The sequence below is a fragment of the Methylobacterium indicum genome (assembly GCF_001043895.1).
GTDB classification, from domain to species: domain Bacteria; phylum Pseudomonadota; class Alphaproteobacteria; order Rhizobiales; family Beijerinckiaceae; genus Methylobacterium; species Methylobacterium indicum.
The window spans coordinates 19,672-39,536 of the sequence record NZ_JTHF01000125.1 but is presented as its reverse complement, the minus strand read 5'-3'; the positions used below and the strand labels follow the sequence as shown (position 1 = coordinate 39,536).

Below are 19,865 nucleotides of genomic sequence, written 5' to 3'. Positions count from 1 at the left end.
GGTGGGAATCTGTAATATTCCTCTGCGTAATGATATTTCCCCTTCACCCCCGCGTCGTCAGCAGCACGCCTGCGCCGATCGCCAGGATGGCGCCGACATGGAGCGGGTCGGGCACCTCGCCGAGAACCGGAATCGCCAGGATGGTCGCGATCACCGGCACGAGTGCCGTGAAGGCCGGGGTGCGCCGGCCGATCAGCCCGAGCGAGCGGTTGAACGCGACGAGCGCCACCACGCTCACCAGCACCCCCTGGTAGAGGGCCTGGATCGCGACCTCGGCGGGCGGCGCCTCCAGGAGGCGCGACAGGCCCGAGGCGAGATAGACCGGGAGGTAGGTGACGAGGGAGCCGACGCAGATGAGCGCGGTCGCCTCCAGGGCCGTGAGACGCGAGCGGCGCATCCGCACCGTGCCGGCGGCCCACAGGAAGGCGGCGGTGAGGAGCAGGCCGTAGCCGAAGAGTTCGTCCGTATCGCGAAAGCCCCCCGCCAGGGTGAGCGCGCCGGCGGCGATCAGCCCGAGGCCGGCGAGCGCCAAGCGCCCCGGCCGGTCGCCGAGCACCAGGGCGCCGAGGAGCGCGGCGAAGAGCGGCATCGTGCCGGGGGTGAGCGCCGCGCCGTGGCCGGCCGGCGCGTAGCGGAGCGCGATCGAGATCAGGAGCGCGAAGGGCGCGCCCTGCGCCACGTACAGGACCGCGCCGTCGAGGTACGCCCGCCGGTCGAGGCCGCGCAGGCGCAGGAGCAGCACCGGCAGCAGCAGCAGCCCGCCGATGCCGAAGCGGAGCGCCACGAGGTCGGCGGGCCCGAGCACGCCCCCCGCCCCCACCGTCCGGCGGGTGATGACGAACCAGCCGCCCCACAGGCTGACGGCCAGCAGCGCGAAGGCGACGCCCTCGGCGAGGCGCCGCCCGGACGGCGCCTCGGGCCGGGCTTGCGGTTCGGGCCTCACGATGCCTGCGCCGCCGCGGCGGGCTCCCGGTCGTCGGAGAGCTGGAGCCGGTGCAGGCGTGCGTAGGTGCCGCCCCGGGCGATCAGGGCGGCGTGGTTGCCCGTCTCGGCGACCCGGCCGCCCTCCATCGCGACGATCAGGTCGGCGTCGCGCACCGTCGAGAGGCGGTGGGCGATGACGAGCGTGGTGCGGCCCCGCATCAGCCGGGTCAGCGCCGCCTGGACGAGCTGCTCCGATTCGGCGTCGAGCGCCGAGGTCGCCTCGTCGAGAAGCAGGATCGGGGCGTCGCGCAGGAAGGCGCGGGCGAGCGCGATGCGCTGGCGCTCGCCGCCCGAGAGCCGGTTGCCGGCCGGTCCGACCCGGAAGTCGTAGCCTTCCGCCCGCGCGGTGACGAAGTCGTGCGCCGCCGCGGCCTTGGCGGCCGCCTCGATCTCGGCCCGGCTCGCGCCCTCCCGGCCGAAGGCGATGTTCTGCGCGATGGTGTCGTCGAACAAGACAACCTCCTGCGACACCACCGCGACGGCCCGGCGCAGCGAGTCCAGCGTCACGTCGCGCACGTCCTGGCCGTCGATGACGACCCGGCCCTCGGTGACGTCGTAGAGCCGCGGCACTAGGGACAGGAGCGTCGACTTGCCCGACCCCGAACGGCCGACCAGCGCCGTGGTCCGCCCGGCCGGGACCGTGAGGTCGATGCCCTCCAGCGCCGGGGCGTCGTCGCGGTAACGGAACCGCACGGCCTCGAAGCGAACCTCTCCGCCGGTGATCGCGAGCGCCGGAGCCCCCGGCTTCTCCCGGATCGTCGGCGCCTCGTCCATCAGCGCGAAGGTGCGCGACAGGGCAGCCAGCGCCTCCTGCAGGATGGCGTTGAGGTTGCCGAGCGCCCGGGCCGGCTGGGCGGCCAGCAGCAGCGCCGCGACGTAGCCGGTGAAGTCGCCGACGCTCTTCTCGCCCGACAGGATGCGGTGGCCGATGAAGGCCAGCACGCCCGCCACCGCGAGACCGCCGCCCACTTCCAGCAGCGGATCGAGCCGGCCGCGGGCATTGGCCGCCTTCATCTTGAGGCGGCGCACCTCGTCGAGGGCGTCGCGGGTGCGGCCCTTGAGATAGCCCTCCAGGCCGTAGGTCTTGGCGACGCGAACGCCGGCCAGGCTCTCGCTGATCAGGCTCGCGGTGAGGCCGACCTGCTCCTGGGTCGAGGTCGAGACCCGGCGCAGCTTCTTGCCGATCCGGGCGATCGGCCCGGCGACGAACGGCACGACGATGCCGGCGATGATCGTCAGCCAGGGATCCATCCAGACCATCGCGCAGACGAGCGCGATCAGCATCGCCACGTCGCGCAGGAGCACGGTGGAGATCCGTGTCAGCGCCTCCTTGATGAAGGCGAAGTCGGTGGTGAAGCGCTGGGTCAGGCTCGCCGGGCTCTCGCGGCCGAGCTGGGCCAGGTCCTGATCGATCATGTGGCCGTAGAGCGCCGCCTGCATGTCGGCCTCGACCCGGGTGACGACCCGGTTGGTCAGCACCGTCTGGCCGAGCAGCGCGAAGCCGCGCACCGCCGTGACCGCGATCACCAGGACGGGGCCGTAGGCGAGCGCCCCGGCATCCTTGGCGTCGAAGGCGTCGAAGGCGGCCTTGATCAGGGTCGGGTAGAAGCCGGTCGCGGCACCGATCACCGCGATCAGCACCAGCACGAGGCTGAGCGTGCCGGCATGCGGCCGCAGCCAGTCGCGCCACAGCCGGGTGAGGAGCGGCAGCATGTCGCCGGAGAAGAGGGGGCGCCGCGCCATGATGCTCGCTTACGTCCGTGGGGTGGGACGGTGGCGCTAGCACGCGGGTCGGGCGGGCGGCAATTCGGGGCCGCGCGGGGCCGGGTTGCGGGCGGCCTACCGCATCATCGCGAGGGCGGCGTGGATCAGGGTCGCGCCGCCGATCGGCGCCATGAACCACAGCAGGATGTTGACGACGACGATCCAGACCAGCACCCGCTCCTGGCGCCCGGTGAGCCGGGGCTGCGGCGGCCGCGGCGGCGGCTCCCAGGACGGCCGCCATCCTCCCTCGACGAACATCGGCGCCTCCGCGATGGTCTGAAGGCGAAGGAGCTAGGAGGCCGGCGCAGCGGCGACAATGCGGCGTGTCGTACCGGCGCGCCGGGCCGGGCTCAGCCCTTGTCGCGCATCAGCCGCGCCTTGTCGCGCTGCCAGTCGCGCTCCTTCGCCGTCTCGCGCTTGTCGTGGAGCTTCTTGCCGCGCCCGAGCCCCAGCTCGACCTTCGCCCGGCCGCGCTCGTTGAAGTAGATCTTCAAGGGCACCACCGTGTAGCCCTCGCGCTGGGTCGCGCCGATGAACTTGTCGATCTGGCGCCGGTGCAGCAGCAGGCGGCGGGGCCGCTTGGTGTCGTGGTTGAAGCGGTTCGCCTCGAGATATTCGGGGATGTAGGCGTTGAACAGCAGGAGGTCGTTGCCGGAGGGGCCGGCGAAGGCCTCGCCGATCGTCGCCTTGCCGCCGCGCAGGGACTTCACCTCGGTGCCCGTGAGCGCGATGCCCGCCTCGACCGTGTCGGTGATCTCGTAGTTGAAGCGGGCCTTCCGGTTGTCGGCGACGACGCGGTTCTTCGGCTCGGGTTTCTTGGCCATCGGGCGGGTCGGAGGTCCTGAAGGGGCGCGGCGGGAGCCCGGGGGCCCCCGCCTTCAGATAGGGCGTGACTCAGCCGTTCGTGAGGCCGGCATGGCGCAGCGCGCCGTCGACGAGGGCGCGGGTGCCCTCCCCCACCGGCACCATCGGCAGGCGCACCTCGTCGCCCATCAGGCCGAGGCGGGCGAGCGCGTACTTCGTCGGCGACGGGTTGGTCTCGGCGAAGAGATGGGTGTGGAGCGGCATCAGCCGGTCCTGGAGGGCGAGCGCGGTGCGAAAATCCCCGGCGAGGCAGGCTTCCTGGAAGTCGGCGCAGAGGCGCGGCGCGACGTTCGAGGTGACCGAGATCGCGCCGTGGCCGCCATGCGCCATGAAGCCGAGCGCCGTCGCATCTTCGCCAGAAAGTTGGATGAAGTCTTCGCCCATGGCTTGGCGTTGCAGGCTCGCCCGGGCGACGTTGGCGGTGGCGTCCTTCACCCCGACGATGTTCGGCAGCTCGTAGAGCCGGGCCATGGTGTCGACGGTCATGTCGATCACCGACCGGCCGGGGATGTTGTAGATCAGGATGGGAATGCCGACCGCATCGTTCACCGCCTTGAAGTGCTGGTACAGCCCTTCCTGCGTCGGCTTGTTGTAGTAGGGCGTGACGATGAGCAGGGCGTCCGCCCCGGCCTTCTCGGCATGAACCGAGCGCTCGACCGCTTCCGCCGTGGAGTTGGAGCCGGCCCCGGCCACCACCGGCACCTTGCCGGCGGCCTCGTCGATGCAGGCCTCGACCACCCGGTCGTGCTCGGCGTGGCTGAGCGTCGGGCTCTCGCCGGTGGTGCCGACCGGCACCAGGCCGTGGGTCCCGTTCTCGATCTGCCAGGCCACGAAGGCCCGGAAGGCGTGCTCGTCGAAGGCGCCGTCGCGGAACGGCGTCACCAGGGCGGTGAGCGAGCCCCTCAGGCGCTGCGAGATTGGCGTCGACGTCATGCTGGCGTTCCTCGCCCGGTCGGGGCGGCGCCCCCGGGATGTCTCTGGTTGGGAGGCCGGCCCGCAGGCGGACCGCGGCCGGGTCCGGTGCGGGAGGCTGCAGGGTCGAAACCTCGGCCGTCCGGCGTTCGACACATAGGCCCTCGCCGGGCCGCGCGCAAACGCTCCGCGGCCCCCCGGCGTTCCGGCTCCACCGGATGCCAGGGTTAATCGCTTCTTAACGTGGCGCTTTCACCATGAGGCGTCCGGTCATTCGAGCTTCCAGGGGAACGGGATCCATGCTGCTCTCGCCTCGTCGGCGCCGCCTCGCGGTCCTCGCCCTCACGGTGTCCGGCGCCGCGCTGACCTCCCTGGCGGCGGTGGGCGGCCCGGCCCTCGGCGGTTCCGCGGTGGCGCCCCCGCCCGCGGAGGCGGTGACGCCCGCCCGCGCGGTCGAGCGGGCCATCGAGGAGGGCTTCACCCAGGGCGAGGGCCTGCCCCAGGCGGACGGGTTCACCCCGGCGGACGGCCTGCGCCGGAGCTCCGCGGGCGAGGCCGGATCCCGGCTGCCGGCGGCCGCCGCGGCCTTCGCCTCCGCCGACACCGAGGCGCCGATCCCGTTCCCGGTCCCGGATGCGGCGATCGCCCCGCCGGCCCCGGTGCCGCCGGTACCCGATCCGGGCCGCCCGGCGCTCGGCACCGAGATCGACGGTCCGGCCCTGCGCAGCGCCGTCGAGGCCTACCGGCGCGGTCAGGTGAGCGAGGGCGACCGCCTGCGCGACGGGTTCAAGGACCCGGCCGCCCGCGCCCTCCTCGACTGGGTGGCGATCCGGGCCGGCGCCGGCATCGGCTTCGAGCGCACCGTCTCGTTCATCCGCGACAACCCGGACTGGCCGGTGGGCGGCCTGGTGCGCCGCCGCGCCGAGGAGGCCCTGCTCTCCCAGCGCAAGTCGCCGGCCCTGGTGCGGGCCTATTTCGCCGCCCGCAAGCCGCAGAGCGCGCCGGGCAAGTTCGCCCTGGCCCTCGCCTTCAAGGCCGACGGGCTCTCCGAGGACGCCGCCACCCTCGCCCGCGACCTCTGGCGGGAGGATTCCTTCGGCCGCACCCTCGAGCTGAAGGTCCTCGACGCCTTCCCGGGCGTGCTCGGCGAGGTCGATCACCGCTACCGCATGGAGCGGGCGCTGATGAAGGAGGACTGGGACAGCGCCGGCCGCGCCGCCGCCTACGCCGGCAAGGCCTACGGCACCCTGGTGCGGGCGCGCCGCGCCGTCGAGGCCAAGGCGGCGAATGCGGGTGCGGCCCTCGACGCCGTACCGCCGAGCCTGCGCCAGGATTCCTCCTACCTCTTTTCCCGCGCCCAGTACCTGCGCCGCCTCGACAAGCCGGCGGAGGCCGCCGCCGTGATGGCTCAAGCGCCCCGCAATCCCGAGGTCCTGGCCGATCCCGACGAGTGGTGGGTCGAGCGCCGCATCGTCGCCCGCAAGCTTCTCGATGCCGGCGACGCCAAGACCGCCTACGCGGTCGCCGCCGGCCACAGCGCCCGCTCGGTCGAGAAGCGCATCGAGGCCGAGTTCCACGCCGGCTGGATCGCGCTCCGCTTCCTCGACGACGCGGCCCTCGGCGCCAAGCACTTCGCCAACGCCGCGGCGATCGCCGAGACGCCGATCTCGGTCGCCCGCGCCGCCTACTGGCAGGGCCGTGCCGCGGACGCGATGGGCCAGGCCGCCGAGGCCCGGACCTTCTACGAGCGCGCGAGCGCCCAGCCGATCGCCTATTACGGCCAGCTTGCCCGGGCCAAGCTCGGCCAGGCTTCCCTCGCCCTGCGGCCGTGCCAGATCCTGGACGAGACCGCCCGCACCGCCTTCGAGAACCGCAACGCCGTGCGGGCGCTTCGCCTGCTCGCCGCCGCCGGCCTCAAGGAGCTGATGCTCCCGCTCTACATGGATTTCGCCCAGCGCCTGTCCGACCCGGCGGAGCTGAACGCCCTCGGCGACGTCGCGATGGCCCTCAACGATCCCCGCGCCCTGGTGGCGATCGGCAAGACCGCCGTGCAGCGCGGCCTGCCCCTCGACCGGCACGCCTACCCGACCAACGGCATCCCGACCTACGAGGCGTCATCCGCCGTGCCGCAGGTCGAGCGCGCGATGGTCTTCGCCATCGCCCGGCAGGAGAGCCAGTTCGACCCGCGGGCGCAATCGAGCGTCGGAGCGCGGGGCCTGATGCAGATGATGCCGGCCACCGCGCAGCGCACCGCCCGCCGGGTCAGCGCCGCCTTCGACACCGACCGCCTGACCAGCGATCCCGCCTACAATGCCCGCCTCGGCCAGGCCCATCTCGGCGAGCTGATGGAGGATTGGCGCGGCTCCTACATCCTCGCCTTCGCGGCCTACAATGCCGGCGGCGGCAACGTGAAGAAGTGGATCGACGCCTACGGCGATCCCCGCAACCCGGGCGTCGATCCGGTCGACTGGGTCGAGCGCATCCCCTTCACCGAGACCCGCAACTACGTGCAGCGGGTGACCGAGAACCTGCAGGTCTACCGCAACCGCTTGGCGGAAGCCGGGGACGGGCGCAGCGCGCTCCTGATCGCCGACGATCTGAAGCGCGGGGCGCGGTGAGGGGCTGCCGGGGCAAACGGTCCAGCGCGCAGGGGGCGGGGTGATCGGCGGTGCCGGTCTCCACTCCCCGCCCTCGGGGCGTCGCGTCCGCGCCTCCCGGTTCGAATGCCCGTTGTCGCGTGAGAGCATCCGTGCGTGATGCGTGAAGGCGCTCTTCCGGAGTAGCCGTGCCGTTCGTGGGGGGAGAGCCCGAACGCACCCATCTTTCGTCCCAGGGCACCCCCTCCGCCCGCGGCCGCCTGGTCGCCCGCGATGAACCGTCACGCTCCGGCCCCGTTGAGCCTTCGAGCCCCACCGCGACCGGCCTCGGAGACACCCAACCATGCTTTTCCGTCCCCCTGCCTCCCTGCTCGCCCTTCCCCTCGTCGCGATGCTGATCGCCCCCGCTCGCGCCCAGCAGCCGGCCCCCGATGCCGCCGGCTTCCTGACCCGTCCCGAGCCCGGCAGCATGCGGGCCTCGAAGCTCGTCGGCGTGAAGGTGATCGGCCAGGACCATGTCCGGGTCGGTGAGATCGAGGACGTGCTGCTTGGCGAGGACGGGCGGGTGCGCGCGGTCGTGATCGGGGTCGGCGGCTTCCTCGGCATCGGCCAGAAATCCGTGGCCGTGCCGTTCGACCGGTTGGCCTGGAACACCGGGCGGGCCGCCGCGGAGGCTGCACCCTCCCATACGACGCCGGAGCGGGCGCCGAGCGAAGCCGCCGCGCAGAGCGCCGGCCCCCGGACGATGCCGGGCGCCGCGGTCGCCGACCAGGCGCTCGCCGCCGTGCCGGCCAAGCGCAGCGGCACCGTCGACGAGGCCACCGGCTCGGTCGCGGCGCCCGAGCCCCGCGGCCGTGCGACGGTGCTGGCGACCGGGCCCGACGCGACGGTGGCGGAGGCCGAGATCCGGCTGACCAAGGCCCAGCTCCAGGCCGCGCCGGAGTTCAAGTACGAGACCGCCCGTTGAGCGCAGGCGCCCTGCGCTGGCGCCCGATGCGGCCGGCGGACCTGCCGGCGGCCTCCACCATCGCGGTCCATGTCCATCCGGGCTATCCGGAGGACGACGCCGTGATGGCCGAGCGCCTGCGCCTCTGCCCCGGGGGCTGCCTCGCCCTCGTCGGGCCGGGGGAGGCGCTCGCCGGATATGCCGTCGGGCATCCCTGGCGCTCCGGCTCGGTGCCCGACCTCGACACCCTGCTGGGGGCGCTGCCGGAGAGAGCGGACGCCTGGTGCATCCACGACGTGGCGCTGCTGCCGGAGGCGCGCGGGCAGGGCGCGGCCGCAGCGGTCGTCGGGCTGATGCTGGCGCAGGCTGCACGGCACGGCCTGCCCGAGGTGGTGCTGGTCGCGGTCGGCGACGCCGCCGGCTTCTGGCGACGCCACGGCTTCCGGCCGCTCGCGGCGCCGGCGCCTGCCGGCTATGGCGCGGGCGCGGCCCTGATGGCCCGGGCGCTCGCGGCCTGAGGCACGGCGGCGGGCGTCGCCGCCGCCGACGCCATGCTGTCGCAGCGCGAAAATCATCGTCGCGGCGCCCTGGCCGCAACCGGCGTGCGCGCCACCTAGCCTGGCATCGTTCCGAACAGGGCGGCGGTATGACGAGGGTGGCGTGCGGCGCGTGATTCCCGCCTCGAAACGGACGGCCTCGCCGCGCGGTCTCCCGGGTTGGGAGAGTGCGCGCATGGGCGGGGTGTGAGGCCATGCGCCAGCTCTTCGCGCCGGGCGCCGATGCCCTCCTGCGCCTTGCGCTCCTCACCGCGGCCGCCTGCCTGGCGGGCCTTCCCGTGGTCGGGGCGGGTCTGGTGCGCTCCTCCTACGTCACCGGCGTCGGGGTGGCGCCGGCCCAGCCGGTGCCGTTCAGCCACAAGCACCATGCGGGCGAATTGAAGATCGACTGCCGCTACTGCCACACCACGGTCGAAACGCAGGCCACCGCCGGCATCCCGCCGACCCAGACCTGCATGACCTGCCACAGCCAGATCTGGTCCGGCTCGGACATGCTGGAACCGGTGCGGGCGAGCTACGCCAAGGACCAGCCCCTGGTCTGGACCCGCCTGAACAAGCTGCCGGGCTACGTCTACTACAATCACTCGGTCCACGTGACCAACGGCATCGGCTGCTCGACCTGCCACGGCGCCGTCACCGACATGCAGCTCACCTACCGGGCCAACGCCTTCGAGATGAGCTTCTGTCTCGATTGCCACCGCAACCCCGAGAAATACGTGCGGCCGAAGGACCAGATCCTCAACATGACCTGGAGCCCGCCGGCCAACCAGGCGACGCTCGGGCCGGAACTGGTACGCCAGTATCACATCCGGGGCGGCGAGCGTCTGACCGAATGCGGGATCTGCCACCGATGACGCACGACATCGGGGCGCTGCGCGCCCGCCTCGCCTCCGGCGACGGCCCGACGTTCTGGCGCAGCCTCGACGCGGTGGCGGATTCGCCCGAGTTCCGGGCCTTCCTCGACACCGAGTACCCGGCCGCCGCGCGGCTGGCCGCCTCGCCCGACCGGCGCGGCTTCCTCAAGCTGATGGCCGCCTCCTTCGCGATGAGCGGGCTTGCCGCCTGCGGACAGCCGGACGGGCGCACGCAGGAGATCCCCTATGTCCGCCAGCCCGAGCGGATCATCCCGGGCGCGCCCCTCGCCTACGCCTCGGCGGCCCTCGTCGACGGATTCGCCAACGGCATCACGGTCACCACCCGCAACGGCCGCCCGCTCAAGATCGAGGGCAATGCCGAGCACCCCTGGAGCCGCGGCGGCACCGACGTGTTCGCGCAAGGATCGATTCTCGGGCTCTACGATCCGTTCCGGCTCCAGACCCCGCAGCATCTCGGCCGGCCGAGCTCGTGGCAGGCCTTCCGCGCGGCGATGACCGGGCGCGTCGCGGCGCTGAAGGCCGCGGAGGGCGGGCGCGGACTCCACCTCGTCACCGGCCCGATCACGTCGCCCTCGCTCGCCGCCCAGGTCGCCGCGATGCGCCGGGATTTCCCCGGTATGCGCTGGCACGTCTCCGCGCCGGTCGGCCGCGACGCGCTCTACGAGGGCGCCCGCCTCGCCCATGGCCGGCCGCTGGAAACGCGCTGGCGCTTCGACCGGGCGAAGGTTCTCGTGTCCCTCGACGGCGACGTGCTCGATCCCGGTCCCGGCCAGGTCGGGCAGGCGCGGGACTGGGTCGAGGCGCGCCGCAAGGCCGCCGCCGAGGGGCGTTTGCTCGCCCTCCACCATGCCGGGCCGAGCCCGAACCTGACCTCGGCCAAGGCCGAAGCGCCGCTCGCGATCGGCGCGGACGGGCTGTCCGCCCTCGTGCGCGACCTCCTGGCGGAGGCCGGCGGCGGGAGGGCGCAGGATAGCGGCGGTCCGGCCGCCGCCTGGCGCGCCCAAACCTTCTCGGCGTTGAACGCGGCCCGCGGCGAGGGGCTGGTTCTCGCCGGCGCCCAGGCCGGACCGGAGCTGCTGGCCCAGGTCCACCGCCTCAATGCGGCGCTCGGCAATACCGGCCGCACCGTCTTCCATACCGCCCCGGTGCCGGTCCTCGACGCCGAGCCGCTCGATGCCCTCGCCGAGGCGATGCGTCGGGGCGAGGTGCAGGTCCTGGTGATGCTCGACGTCAACCCGGTCTACGAGGCGGCGGGCGATCTCGGTTTCCTCGAAGCGCTCGCCCGGGTGCCGCTGAAGATCCATGCCGGGCTCTATCAGGACGAGACCGCCTTCCACTGCGACTGGAACCTGCCGCTCGCCCACCCCCTCGAATCCTGGGGCGACGCGCGCTCCCTCGACGGGACCGTGACGCCGATCCAGCCGACGATCCGTCCGCTCTACGACGGCCGGTCGGTACCCGAGATCCTGTCGATCCTGACCGATGCGGAGGCCAAGGACGGGGCCGCCCTGTTCGACGCCCATTGGCGCTCCCCGGGCGAGCCCGACGTCGCCTGGACGGCCCGGCGCGATGCCGTGCTCCAGGCCGGCTTCTTCGAGGGGACCGCGCTCGCTCCCGAGCCCGTCGGCGCCCCTCTGCCCGCCGCCGTGACGTCCGCCCGGCCCGCGCCCTCGCCGGCCGGTCCGGCCCGGCGGGTCGAGGTCGTCTTTCGGCCCGATGCGACCGTCTGGGACGGGAGCCTCGCCAACCTCGCCTGGCTGCAGGAATTGCCGAAACCCCTCACGAAGGTGGTGTGGGGCAACGTGATCGCGGTGGGCCCCGGCCTCGCCGAGCGCGAGGAACTCCGACAGGGCGACGTCGTGACGCTCGAGGCGGAAGGCCGGCGGATCGAGGGGCCGGTCTGGATCCAGCCCGGCCAGGCCGAGGATTCCGTCACGGTCTCCCTCGGCTACGGTCGACGCATCCCCGAGCAGCTCGCCGACGGGCTCGGCTACGACGCCTATCGCCTGCGCGCCGCGGCCACGCCCTGGCGCCTCGCCGAGGCGACCCTGGCGAAGACCGGCCGCAAGGCGCCGCCGGTGACGACGCAGGACCACGGCACGATGGAGGGGCACGACTTCGTGCGGGTGCAGCCGGTCGGCAGCACCGCGCCGGTCGCCTCCCGCGCGGCCCTGCCCTCGCTCTACCCCCCGGCCCCGACCTCGCCCGGCGGGCGCTACGACCAGGAACGCGCCTGGGGCATGGCGATCGATCTCGACGCCTGCATCGGCTGCAACGCCTGCGTCACCGCCTGCCAGTCCGAGAACAACATCCCGGTCGTCGGCAAGGAGGAGGTGGCTCTCGGCCGCTGGCTGCACTGGCTGCGGGTCGACCGCTACTACGAGGGCGGGCTCGACGCGCCCAAGACCCATTTCATGCCGGTGCCCTGCATGCATTGCGAGCAGGCGCCCTGCGAGGTCGGCTGCCCGGTGGAGGCGACCGTCCACGACCGCGAGGGCCTGAACCTCATGGTCTACAACCGCTGCGTCGGCACGCGGGCCTGCTCCAGCTACTGCCCCTACAAGGTCCGGCGCTTCAACTACCTCGACTATTCGGGCGACATGGCGCCGGTGCAGCAGCAGCAGCGCAATCCGGAGGTGACGGTCCGGGCCCGCGGCGTGATGGAGAAATGCACCTACTGCGTCCAGCGCATCGCCGCCGCCCGCATCGACGCGACGAAGGGCGACCACGCGCCGATCCCCGACGGCGCGGTCGTCACCGCCTGCCAGGGCGCCTGCCCGACGCGGGCCATCACCTTCGGGGACCTGCGCGATCCCGGCAGCCGCGTCGCCGCGGCGGCGGCCGATCCGCGCAATTACGGCCTCTTGGCCGAGCTCAACACCAAGCCCCGCACGACCTACCTCGCCCGGCTGGTCGAGGCCGCCGCCGGCGAACCCGCCGCGACACCCGGGACTACGCGATGAGCGGCACCTTCTCCCCCCGGGCCGGATTGCTGGGCGCGAAGGAGGACCTGTCCTCGATCGGCCGCGCCGTCACCGGCGCTCCGGCGCGGGCCCGCTCGCGGGCGTGGTGGATCGCCTTCGCGGGGGCCTGCGGGCTCCTCGGCGTCTTCGCGGCGGCCCTGGCCTGGCTGCTCCTCAACGGCGTCGGGATCTGGCACAACAACAACCCGGTCGTCTGGGCGCTCGACATCGTCGCCTACGACTGGTGGATCGGCATCGCCTGCGGGGCTCTGCTCACCTCCGCCACCCTGCGGCTCACCGGCGCCGCCTGGCGCTCCGGCATCGACCGGATCGCCGAGACGACCGCGGTGCTGGCGGCGGCCGCGGCCGCCCTCTACCCGATCATCCATCTCGGGCGTCCCTGGGTGTTCTACTGGACCCTGCCCTACCCCAACACCCTGGCGCTCTGGCCGCAATTCCGCTCGCCCCTGGTCTGGGACGCGATCGACATCATCAGCTTCCTCGGGGTCTGCCTCGGCCTGTGGTATGTCGGGCTCCTGCCCGACTTCGCGGCCCTGCGCGACCGGGCCTTCGAGGCGGTCCGGGACGAGGCGCGGGCCGCCGACGAGGGGCGGGGACGCCGGCGGCGCCTGACGCTGCTGCGCGCCCAGGTCTACGGCATCCTGGCGCTCGGCTGGCGCGGGGCGGCGACCCACTGGGAGCGCTGGGTGCTCGCGACCCGCACCCTCTCGGCCCTCGCCCTCGTCCTCGTCGTCGCGCTCCAGACCGGGGCCTCGGTGATGCTCGCCGGCACGGTGCTGCCGGGCTGGCACGACACGCTGCTCCCGGTGACGTTCCTCTCTGCCTCGCTCCTCTCCGGCGTCGGCGTCACCGCGGCGCTCGCGGTGCTGGTACGCCGCGCCCTCCACCTCGAGGCGCTGATCACCGAGCGCCACATCGCCCTGATGGCGCGGCTGATGCTGGGGCTCGGCCTCGTCTCGGCCTATTGCTACGGCACCGAGATCTTTTCGAGCCTGCTGCACGGCGACGCCTACGACCGGTCGGTGCTGGTGCGCCGCCTGTCCGGCTCGCATGCCTGGGCGTTCTGGCTCATCGTGGTCTTCGCCCTTCTGCCGGTGCAGCTGTTCTGGCGCGCCGCCTTCCGGCGCTCCGGCCTCGCCGTGGCGCTGGTCGGCCTCGCCGCCGCCATCGGCAGCTTCGGCGACCATTTCATGCTGCTGATCGTGACGCTCAGCCACGATTTCCTGCCTTCCTCCGCCCATCCCTACACGATGGGGTTGTGGGGGATCGCGACGCTTCTGGGCACCGTCGGCCTCTTCCTCGCCCTGCTGCTCCTCGGACTGCGCACCCTGCCGATGGTCTCGATCACCGAGACGCGGCGTTTCGCCGACCGGCACGCCGACGGGCGCCCGAGCGGGGAGCGGGCGCCGACCCCGGCCGAGACGCAGGACGCGCCGCTCTGGGGCATCAGCGCCGAGTTCGACCGCTCCGGCGACCTCGCGGCGGCCGTCGAGGCCCTGAAGGACCGCGACCTCGGCGCGCGGATCGAGACCTACGGCCCCGTGCCGATGGGCGGGGTCACCCGCGCCCTCCAGCAGCCGGCCGGCATCCTGCCCCTCGTCGCCCTCGGGGCGGCGCTGGCAGGCGGGTGTGCCTTCATGGCGATGTGCCTCTACGCCACCGGCTTCGACTACGTGTTCGACGTCGGCGGCCGGCCGCTTTTCTCGTGGCAGTCCTTCATGGTGCCGAGCGTGTCCTTCGGCACGCTGTGCGGCGGCCTCGTCACGGTGCTGGCGCTGCTGTTCCAGAACCGCCTGCCGCGCCTGAACCACCCGGCCTTCGCGATTCCCGGCTTTACCCGGGCGAGCGAGGACCGCTTCTTCCTCGCCTTCGAGGCCGCCGGCCCGCGCTTCGATCCGGCCCGCATCGAGCAGGCCCTGGCCCGCCTGCCGAACGGGCGCCCCCTGATGGTGCGGAGGGTGCCGCTGTGATGCGCCCGTGCCTCCTGGCTCTTCTCCTGCCCCTCGGGCTCGCGGCCTGCGACCAGGCGAACATGGTGAGCCAGCCGAAAGCCAAGACCTGGGACCGCAACCCGTTCTTCCCCCAGGGCCAGACCATGCGCCTGCCGCCGCCCGGCACGGTGGCCCGCGCGGCGCCCGACCGCCCGGTGCCGCAGCCGGCCGCCGCGAGCCCGGCCCTGCTCGTCCGGGGCCAGGAGCGCTACGACGTCTTCTGCACGCCCTGCCACGGCGCGGCCGGGCTCGGCGACGGCATGATCGTGCAGCGCGGCTACCCGCGCTCGCCGGCCTTCGACGAGGCACGCCTGCGGGCGGCGCCCGCGCAGCATTTCTACGACGTGATCAGCAACGGCAAAGGCAACATGCTCCCCTACGCCGCGCAGGTGCCGCCGGCCGACCGCTGGGCCATCGTCGCCTATATCCGCGCGCTGCAGCTGAGCCAGGGCGCGACCCTGGCGAGCCTCCCGGCGGAGGACCAGGCGAAGGTCGCGGCCGCGGGCGGCGAACCCACCCCCGGAGGCGCGCGATGAGCCGCCGCCCGATCTCCCTCGCCCTCGGTGCCGCGGCGCTGGCCGCCTGCGCGCTCGCCGGTGCCTCCGGCAGCCCGGTGATGCCGTCCTACCTCGCCGCCTGGCTGGTGCTGGTGGCGCTGCCCGCCGGCGCCCTGCCGCTGCTGATGGGGCTCGAACTGGCGGGCTTCTCCGCCGGGCCGATGGCCGCGTCCCTGCGCCGCCTGCTCGGGCTCCTGCCGATCGCCGGCCTGCTGCTGCTGCCGGTGCTGCTCGGCCTCGGCGGCCTCTATCCGTGGGACCGGGGCGTCGCGCCCCGCACGCCGCTTGCCGGGGTGTGGTTCACCCCCGTCTTCTTCATCCTGCGCAGCCTCGCCTATCTGGCGATCTGGCTGTGGCTCGCCGACACCTTCCGGCGCCCGGCCGCCGAGCCCGGCAGCCCGGCGGCGGCCAAGCGCCGGTCGAGGGCGGTGCTCGGCCTTTGTCTCTACGCCGTCACCGGCACGCTGGCGGCGGAGGATTGGGTGCAGTCGGCCGATCCCGGCCTCGCCTCCACGGCCTTCGGCCTCCTCGTGATGACGATTCAGGCCGGCCTCGCCCTGTCGGCCGCCGCCCTGATCGCGGCCCGCGATTCGTCGGGCCGGCCCGGCCGCGATCAGCGTACGGCGGCGGCCTTCGCCGACCCGATCCTGGTCCTGCTGGCGATCTGGGGCTTCGTCCACGCGGCGCAGTACCTGATCGTGTGGTCGGCCAACCTCCCCGACGAGGCGCGCTGGTACCTCGCCCGCGACGGGGCGCTCGGCCGCCTCGGGGTCTGGGCCGGTGTCGGCGTGATGGTGCTCGCCACCCTGGTCCTCGTGCCGCGCCGCAATGCGGGCCGGCCGGCGCTGCTCGCCGGGATCGCGCTCTTGATCCTGCTGCTCCACGGGGCCGAGATCTTCTGGCTCGTGACGCCGGGCTTCCGCGGCGCCTTCCGGTTCACCTGGGCCGACGCGCTCGCCCTCGTCGGCGTGGTGGGCGTCGCCGGCGGTCTCTACGGCCCGGTCGATCGCCGCCTGCGGGGGCGCGTCTCGTGAGCGACCAGACTCGGCCCGGCCCGCTCTCGCTCCTCCCCGCCATCGCGGCGGCGGGGCTCCTGCGCCTCTCCGGCTTCAGGCCCGCGTCGCGCCAGCCCGAGCCCGATCCCGGGCCCCACAACCCGGAAGGGTTCGAGGAGGAGGATGTCGATGTCCGCCGCACCGCCTTCGTGGTGGCGGGTCTCGCCGCCTCCGTCGGCGCCGCGATCGGTGCGGTGGGGTTGATGATGCACCTGTTCGGCGCCTGGAACGTCGCCGGGACCCTGCCGCTGACGCCGCAGCAGACCGCCCGCGTGCAGCCGCCACCACCGAACCTCCAGGGCGCGCCCTACGAGGACCTCGCCCGCTACGAGGCACGGGAGAGCGCGCGGCTCACCGGCTACGCGCCCCTGCCCGACGGGCGCGCCCGCATCCCGATCGACCGCGCGATGCGGCTCGTCGCCGGACAGTCTCTCGATCCCGTCCCGCCCGCGGCCGGCGGAGTCCCCGCCCGATGAACCCGACCGACCTCGCGCTCCAGCTCTGGCCGGCCGCGGCCTCTGCCACCGCCGTCGAGACCGATTGGCTGATCCTCGCCTTCACGGTCCTGACCCTGCTCCTCACCGTGCCGGTCTTCGTCGCCATCACCTGGTTCGCGATCCGCTACCGCCAGGGCGAGGAGGCCGACCGCAGCCACGGCAACGTCCGCAGTGTGCTCATCGAGATCAGCTGGATGCTGATCCCGTTCCTGCTCACCCTGATCTTCTTCGTCTGGGGCGCCCGGCTGTTCTTCATCTCGAAACAGGTGCCAGGCGACGCCATGGTGATCGAGGCGATCGGCCGGCAATGGATGTGGAAGTTCCAGCACCCGACCGGGCAATCCGAGATCAACGACCTGCACCTGCCGATCGGCCAGCCGATCAAGATCCGGATGATCAGCCAGGACGTGATCCACAACCTCTATCTGCCGGCCCTGCGGATGCAGATGGCGACCTTGCCCGACCGCTACACCGAACTGTGGTTCAAGGCCGACCGCACCGGCAGCTACCGGCTCTACTGCTCGGAATATTGCGGCACCGACCATTCGAAGATGGACGGAAACCTGACCCTGATGACCCAGGCCGACTACGCCGCCTGGCTGCAGAATGCCGGCGCCCAGCAGGGCGGCCAGGCCGGGGCCGGCCGGGTCGTCTACGAATCCTACGGCTGCGGCGCCTGCCACGATCCCGGCGCCAAGGTGCGGGCGCCCGCGCTCGCCGGCCTCTATGGCCGCGAGGTCAGGCTCGCCGACGGGCGCACCGTCACGGCCGACGAGACGTATCTCCGCGACAAGATCCTGAACCCGAACCGGCAGAAGCTCGCCGCCGACTACAAGCAGGTCATGCCGGCCTTCCGCAACGTGATCCCGCCCGACGACCTCGACCGTCTCGTCTCGTACCTGAAGAGCACGGGGGCGACGGCGCAGCAGGAAGCGAAGCCATGACCAGCGGCACCATCACCGACGGGCCGGCCCTGCGCGAGCCCCACACGCCGGATTCCCGCCTCGGCCACGGGGCCGACTACCTGCATGCCGAGCACACCCTGCGCTCGTGGTTCTTCACCACCGACCACAAGCGCATCGCGCTCCTGTATCTCGCCAGCATCACCGCCTTCTTCGTCATCGGGGCGGTGACCGCGGGGCTGGTGCGCCTGGCCCTCGTCGTCCCCGACGGGCAGGTCTTCACCAACGACACCTACAACAAGCTGTTCACGATCCACGGGGTCGTGATGGTGTGGTTCTTCCTGATCCCCAGTATCCCCGCGACCTTCGGCAACTTCCTGATCCCGCTGATGATCGGCGCGCGGGACCTCGCCTTCCCGAAGCTGAACCTCGCCTCCTGGTACGTGTTCATGACCGGCGCCCTGTTCACGCTGGCGAGCGTGGTGCTGGGGGGGGTCGACACCGGCTGGACGTTCTACACGCCGCTTTCCACCGCCTTCTCGAACACCTGGGTGGTGCCCGCACTCATCGGCGTGACGATCGTCGGGTTCTCGTCGATCCTGACCGGGCTCAACTTCGTGGTGACGATCCACACCATGCGGGCGCCGGGCATGACCTGGTTCCGGCTGCCGATCTTCGTCTGGACCCACTACGCCACCAGCCTGATCTTTTTGCTCGCCACGCCGGTCATCACCGTGGCGCTGATCCTGCTCATCGCCGAGCGCGCCTTCCATATCGGGGTGTTCGATCCGGCTTATGGCGGCGACCCGGTGCTGTTCCAGCACCTGTTCTGGTTCTACTCCCACCCGGCGGTCTACATCATGGTGCTGCCGGGCATGGGGGTGATCTCGGAGATCGTCCCGGCCTTCGCCCAGAAGAAGCTTTTCGGCTACAAGTTCGTCGCCTACGCGGCGATCGGGCTCGCCTCGGTGACCTTCTTCGTCTGGGGCCACCACATGTTCGTCAACGGGCAGAGCGACTTTGCCAGCGTGGCGTTCTCGGTGCTCAGCTTCGCGGTGGCTGTGCCGTCCGCGGTCAAGGTCTACAACTGGACCGCGACGATCCATAAGGGCTCGCTCAAGCTCGACACGCCGATGCTCTACGCCATGGGCTATATCGGGCTGTTCGTGCTCGGCGGCCTGACGGGTCTTTATCTCGCGACGCTCGCCATCAACCAGCACGTCCACGCCACCTATTTCGTCGTCGCCCACTTCCACTACATCATGGTCGGCGGCACGGTCCTGGCCTTTCTCGGCGGCCTGCACTTCTGGTGGCCGAAGATCACCGGACGGATGTACATCGAGGCCTGGGGCCGGATCTCCGCCTTCCTGATCTTCATCGGCTTCAACGTCACCTTCTTCCCGCAATTCATCCTCGGCTATCTCGGGATGCCGCGGCGCTACCACGTCTACCCGCCGGAATTCCAGTTCCTCAATATCCTGTCCTCGGCGGGCTCGACCATCCTGGCGGTCGGTTACCTCTTCCCGATGGTCTATCTCGTCTACTCGATCTGGTTCGGGAAGCGGGCGCCCGCCAACCCCTGGGACGCCAAGGGCCTCGAATGGACGGTGCCGTCACCGCCGCCGGCCCACAACTTCCTGACCGAGCCGGTGGCGCCGAAAGTGCCCTACGACTACCCGCTCCAGGCCCAGGAGACCGGGAGGCAGCACTCGTGAGCGCCGGAGCCTCCGACTCAGCCGTAGGCGTCAAGCTCGTCTCGCACTTCGCGACCGTCGAGCAGCAGAAACGCGCCGCCGTGCTCGGGATGTGGGCCTGGCTGCTGACCGAGCTCCTGCTCTTTGCCGGCCTGTTCCTGACCGCGCTGATCCTGCGCCTGCTCCACCCCGAGGCGGTGCAGGAGGCAGCGCGTCACCTCAAGTTCTGGATCGGCGCCATCAACACCGTGGTGCTGATCGGTTCGAGCCTGACCATGTCGGGGGCGATCCAGCTCTCGCGGCTGGGCTGGCAGCGCGGCATGGTGCGGTTCATGCTCGCGACCGCGGCGCTCGGTACGCTGTTCCTGCTCCTCAAGGGCTACGAGTACTACGCCGACTACCAGGAACACATGATGCCGTTCCTGTCCGACCGGCCCTACGAGCTGAAGGATTCTCCGCCCTCGCGGCTGTTCGTGAACCTCTACTACGTCGCGACCTCGCTGCACGGCCTCCACCTGATGACCGGCATCACCATCCTGCTGGTGATGACCTGGCAGGCGAGCCGCCCGGGCTTTTTGGGGCAGCACCAGAACCGGATCGAGATCTTCGGCCTCTACTGGCACTTCATCGACCTGATCTGGATCCTCGCCTTCCCGACCCTGTACGTGCTCAACCGGTAGGAGAGA

General features: G+C 72.2%; 17 protein-coding genes. 12 read left to right on the top strand and 5 right to left on the bottom strand.

Features of this window, described 5'->3' with window-relative positions; translation table 11 throughout:
* Positions 1 to 43 precede the first annotated feature (43 nt).
* The 5 genes from QR78_RS15520 to dapA form a co-directional block, all read right to left on the bottom strand.
* On the bottom strand, positions 44 to 943 hold the full coding sequence (locus tag QR78_RS15520; RefSeq protein ID WP_244276481.1) for a DMT family transporter: 900 nt from the start codon (positions 941 to 943) through the stop codon (positions 44 to 46).
* The gene (locus QR78_RS15515) at positions 940 to 2,727 is read right to left on the bottom strand and encodes an ABC transporter ATP-binding protein (RefSeq protein ID WP_179945839.1); all 1,788 of its coding nucleotides are present in this window, start codon (positions 2,725 to 2,727) and stop codon (positions 940 to 942) included. Before QR78_RS15515 ends, QR78_RS15520 begins: the two co-directional genes overlap by 4 nt.
* A 96-nt stretch (positions 2,728 to 2,823) precedes the next feature.
* Positions 2,824 to 3,006, bottom strand: coding sequence for a hypothetical protein (locus tag QR78_RS15510; RefSeq protein WP_048428443.1), 183 nt, complete (start codon positions 3,004 to 3,006; stop codon positions 2,824 to 2,826).
* A 92-nt stretch (positions 3,007 to 3,098) separates the two neighbouring features.
* Complete coding sequence (gene smpB, locus QR78_RS15505; RefSeq protein ID WP_048428442.1) at positions 3,099 to 3,572, bottom strand: SsrA-binding protein SmpB; 474 nt, start codon at positions 3,570 to 3,572, stop codon at positions 3,099 to 3,101.
* 70 nt (positions 3,573 to 3,642) lie between these two features.
* Positions 3,643 to 4,545, bottom strand: a complete 903-nt coding sequence (gene dapA / locus QR78_RS15500) for a 4-hydroxy-tetrahydrodipicolinate synthase (RefSeq protein WP_048428441.1) — start codon at positions 4,543 to 4,545, stop codon at positions 3,643 to 3,645.
* A gap of 278 nt (positions 4,546 to 4,823) precedes the next feature.
* On the opposite strand from dapA, the gene QR78_RS15495 reads away from it, so the two are divergent.
* The 12 genes from QR78_RS15495 (at position 4,824) to QR78_RS15440 (ending at position 19,859) form a co-directional block, all read left to right on the top strand.
* Positions 4,824 to 7,142, top strand: a complete 2,319-nt coding sequence (locus QR78_RS15495; protein WP_048428440.1) for a lytic transglycosylase domain-containing protein — start codon at positions 4,824 to 4,826, stop codon at positions 7,140 to 7,142.
* Positions 7,143 to 7,464: 322 nt separating this feature from the next.
* Positions 7,465 to 8,088, top strand: coding sequence for a PRC-barrel domain-containing protein (locus QR78_RS15490; protein ID WP_048428439.1), 624 nt, complete (start codon positions 7,465 to 7,467; stop codon positions 8,086 to 8,088).
* Positions 8,085 to 8,585 (top strand): GNAT family N-acetyltransferase, encoded by a 501-nt coding sequence (locus tag QR78_RS15485; protein WP_202972705.1) that lies wholly within the window; start codon positions 8,085 to 8,087, stop codon positions 8,583 to 8,585. Before QR78_RS15490 ends, QR78_RS15485 begins: the two co-directional genes overlap by 4 nt.
* Before the next feature lie 233 nt (positions 8,586 to 8,818).
* Positions 8,819 to 9,478 carry a cytochrome c3 family protein gene (locus QR78_RS15480; RefSeq protein ID WP_048428438.1) on the top strand — a complete coding sequence of 220 codons (660 nt, stop codon included), beginning with the start codon at positions 8,819 to 8,821 and terminating at the stop codon, positions 9,476 to 9,478.
* A complete protein-coding gene (locus tag QR78_RS15475; RefSeq protein ID WP_048428437.1) occupies positions 9,475 to 12,462 on the top strand; it encodes a TAT-variant-translocated molybdopterin oxidoreductase in 2,988 nt (995 codons plus the stop codon). The genes QR78_RS15480 and QR78_RS15475 overlap by 4 nt, the downstream gene beginning before the upstream one ends.
* Positions 12,459 to 14,453, top strand: coding sequence for a quinol:electron acceptor oxidoreductase subunit ActD (locus QR78_RS15470; RefSeq protein ID WP_048428436.1), 1,995 nt, complete (start codon positions 12,459 to 12,461; stop codon positions 14,451 to 14,453). The genes QR78_RS15475 and QR78_RS15470 overlap by 4 nt, the downstream gene beginning before the upstream one ends.
* Positions 14,453 to 15,010 (top strand): c-type cytochrome, encoded by a 558-nt coding sequence (locus QR78_RS15465; RefSeq protein WP_048428435.1) that lies wholly within the window; start codon positions 14,453 to 14,455, stop codon positions 15,008 to 15,010. Before QR78_RS15470 ends, QR78_RS15465 begins: the two co-directional genes overlap by 1 nt.
* The gene (locus QR78_RS15460) at positions 15,007 to 16,065 is read left to right on the top strand and encodes a hypothetical protein (protein WP_048428434.1); all 1,059 of its coding nucleotides are present in this window, start codon (positions 15,007 to 15,009) and stop codon (positions 16,063 to 16,065) included. The genes QR78_RS15465 and QR78_RS15460 overlap by 4 nt, the downstream gene beginning before the upstream one ends.
* Complete coding sequence (locus tag QR78_RS15455; RefSeq protein WP_048428433.1) at positions 16,062 to 16,562, top strand: hypothetical protein; 501 nt, start codon at positions 16,062 to 16,064, stop codon at positions 16,560 to 16,562. Before QR78_RS15460 ends, QR78_RS15455 begins: the two co-directional genes overlap by 4 nt.
* Positions 16,559 to 17,527 carry a cytochrome c oxidase subunit II gene (gene coxB, locus QR78_RS15450; RefSeq protein ID WP_048428432.1) on the top strand — a complete coding sequence of 323 codons (969 nt, stop codon included), beginning with the start codon at positions 16,559 to 16,561 and terminating at the stop codon, positions 17,525 to 17,527. Before QR78_RS15455 ends, coxB begins: the two co-directional genes overlap by 4 nt.
* Positions 17,524 to 19,200: a cytochrome c oxidase subunit I gene (locus QR78_RS15445; RefSeq protein WP_048428431.1), complete on the top strand. Its 1,677-nt coding sequence runs from the start codon at positions 17,524 to 17,526 to the stop codon at positions 19,198 to 19,200. The genes coxB and QR78_RS15445 overlap by 4 nt, the downstream gene beginning before the upstream one ends.
* Positions 19,197 to 19,859, top strand: coding sequence for a cytochrome c oxidase subunit 3 (locus QR78_RS15440; protein WP_048428430.1), 663 nt, complete (start codon positions 19,197 to 19,199; stop codon positions 19,857 to 19,859). The genes QR78_RS15445 and QR78_RS15440 overlap by 4 nt, the downstream gene beginning before the upstream one ends.
* Positions 19,860 to 19,865 lie beyond the last annotated feature (6 nt).

Excerpts from the sequence above, each read along its gene's own strand:
- QR78_RS15515 (WP_179945839.1), bottom strand. The coding sequence starts at position 2,727 with ATGGCGCGGCGCCCCCTCTTCTCCGGCGACATGCTGCCGCTCCTCACC.
- QR78_RS15510 (WP_048428443.1), bottom strand. The coding sequence starts at position 3,006 with ATGTTCGTCGAGGGAGGATGGCGGCCGTCCTGGGAGCCGCCGCCGCGG.
- smpB (WP_048428442.1), bottom strand. The coding sequence starts at position 3,572 with ATGGCCAAGAAACCCGAGCCGAAGAACCGCGTCGTCGCCGACAACCGG.
- dapA (WP_048428441.1), bottom strand. The coding sequence starts at position 4,545 with ATGACGTCGACGCCAATCTCGCAGCGCCTGAGGGGCTCGCTCACCGCC.
- QR78_RS15495 (WP_048428440.1), top strand. The coding sequence starts at position 4,824 with ATGCTGCTCTCGCCTCGTCGGCGCCGCCTCGCGGTCCTCGCCCTCACG.
- QR78_RS15490 (WP_048428439.1), top strand. The coding sequence starts at position 7,465 with ATGCTTTTCCGTCCCCCTGCCTCCCTGCTCGCCCTTCCCCTCGTCGCG.
- QR78_RS15480 (WP_048428438.1), top strand. The coding sequence starts at position 8,819 with ATGCGCCAGCTCTTCGCGCCGGGCGCCGATGCCCTCCTGCGCCTTGCG.
- QR78_RS15475 (WP_048428437.1), top strand. The coding sequence starts at position 9,475 with ATGACGCACGACATCGGGGCGCTGCGCGCCCGCCTCGCCTCCGGCGAC.
- QR78_RS15470 (WP_048428436.1), top strand. The coding sequence starts at position 12,459 with ATGAGCGGCACCTTCTCCCCCCGGGCCGGATTGCTGGGCGCGAAGGAG.
- QR78_RS15465 (WP_048428435.1), top strand. The coding sequence starts at position 14,453 with ATGCGCCCGTGCCTCCTGGCTCTTCTCCTGCCCCTCGGGCTCGCGGCC.
- QR78_RS15460 (WP_048428434.1), top strand. The coding sequence starts at position 15,007 with ATGAGCCGCCGCCCGATCTCCCTCGCCCTCGGTGCCGCGGCGCTGGCC.
- coxB (WP_048428432.1), top strand. The coding sequence starts at position 16,559 with ATGAACCCGACCGACCTCGCGCTCCAGCTCTGGCCGGCCGCGGCCTCT.
- QR78_RS15445 (WP_048428431.1), top strand. The coding sequence starts at position 17,524 with ATGACCAGCGGCACCATCACCGACGGGCCGGCCCTGCGCGAGCCCCAC.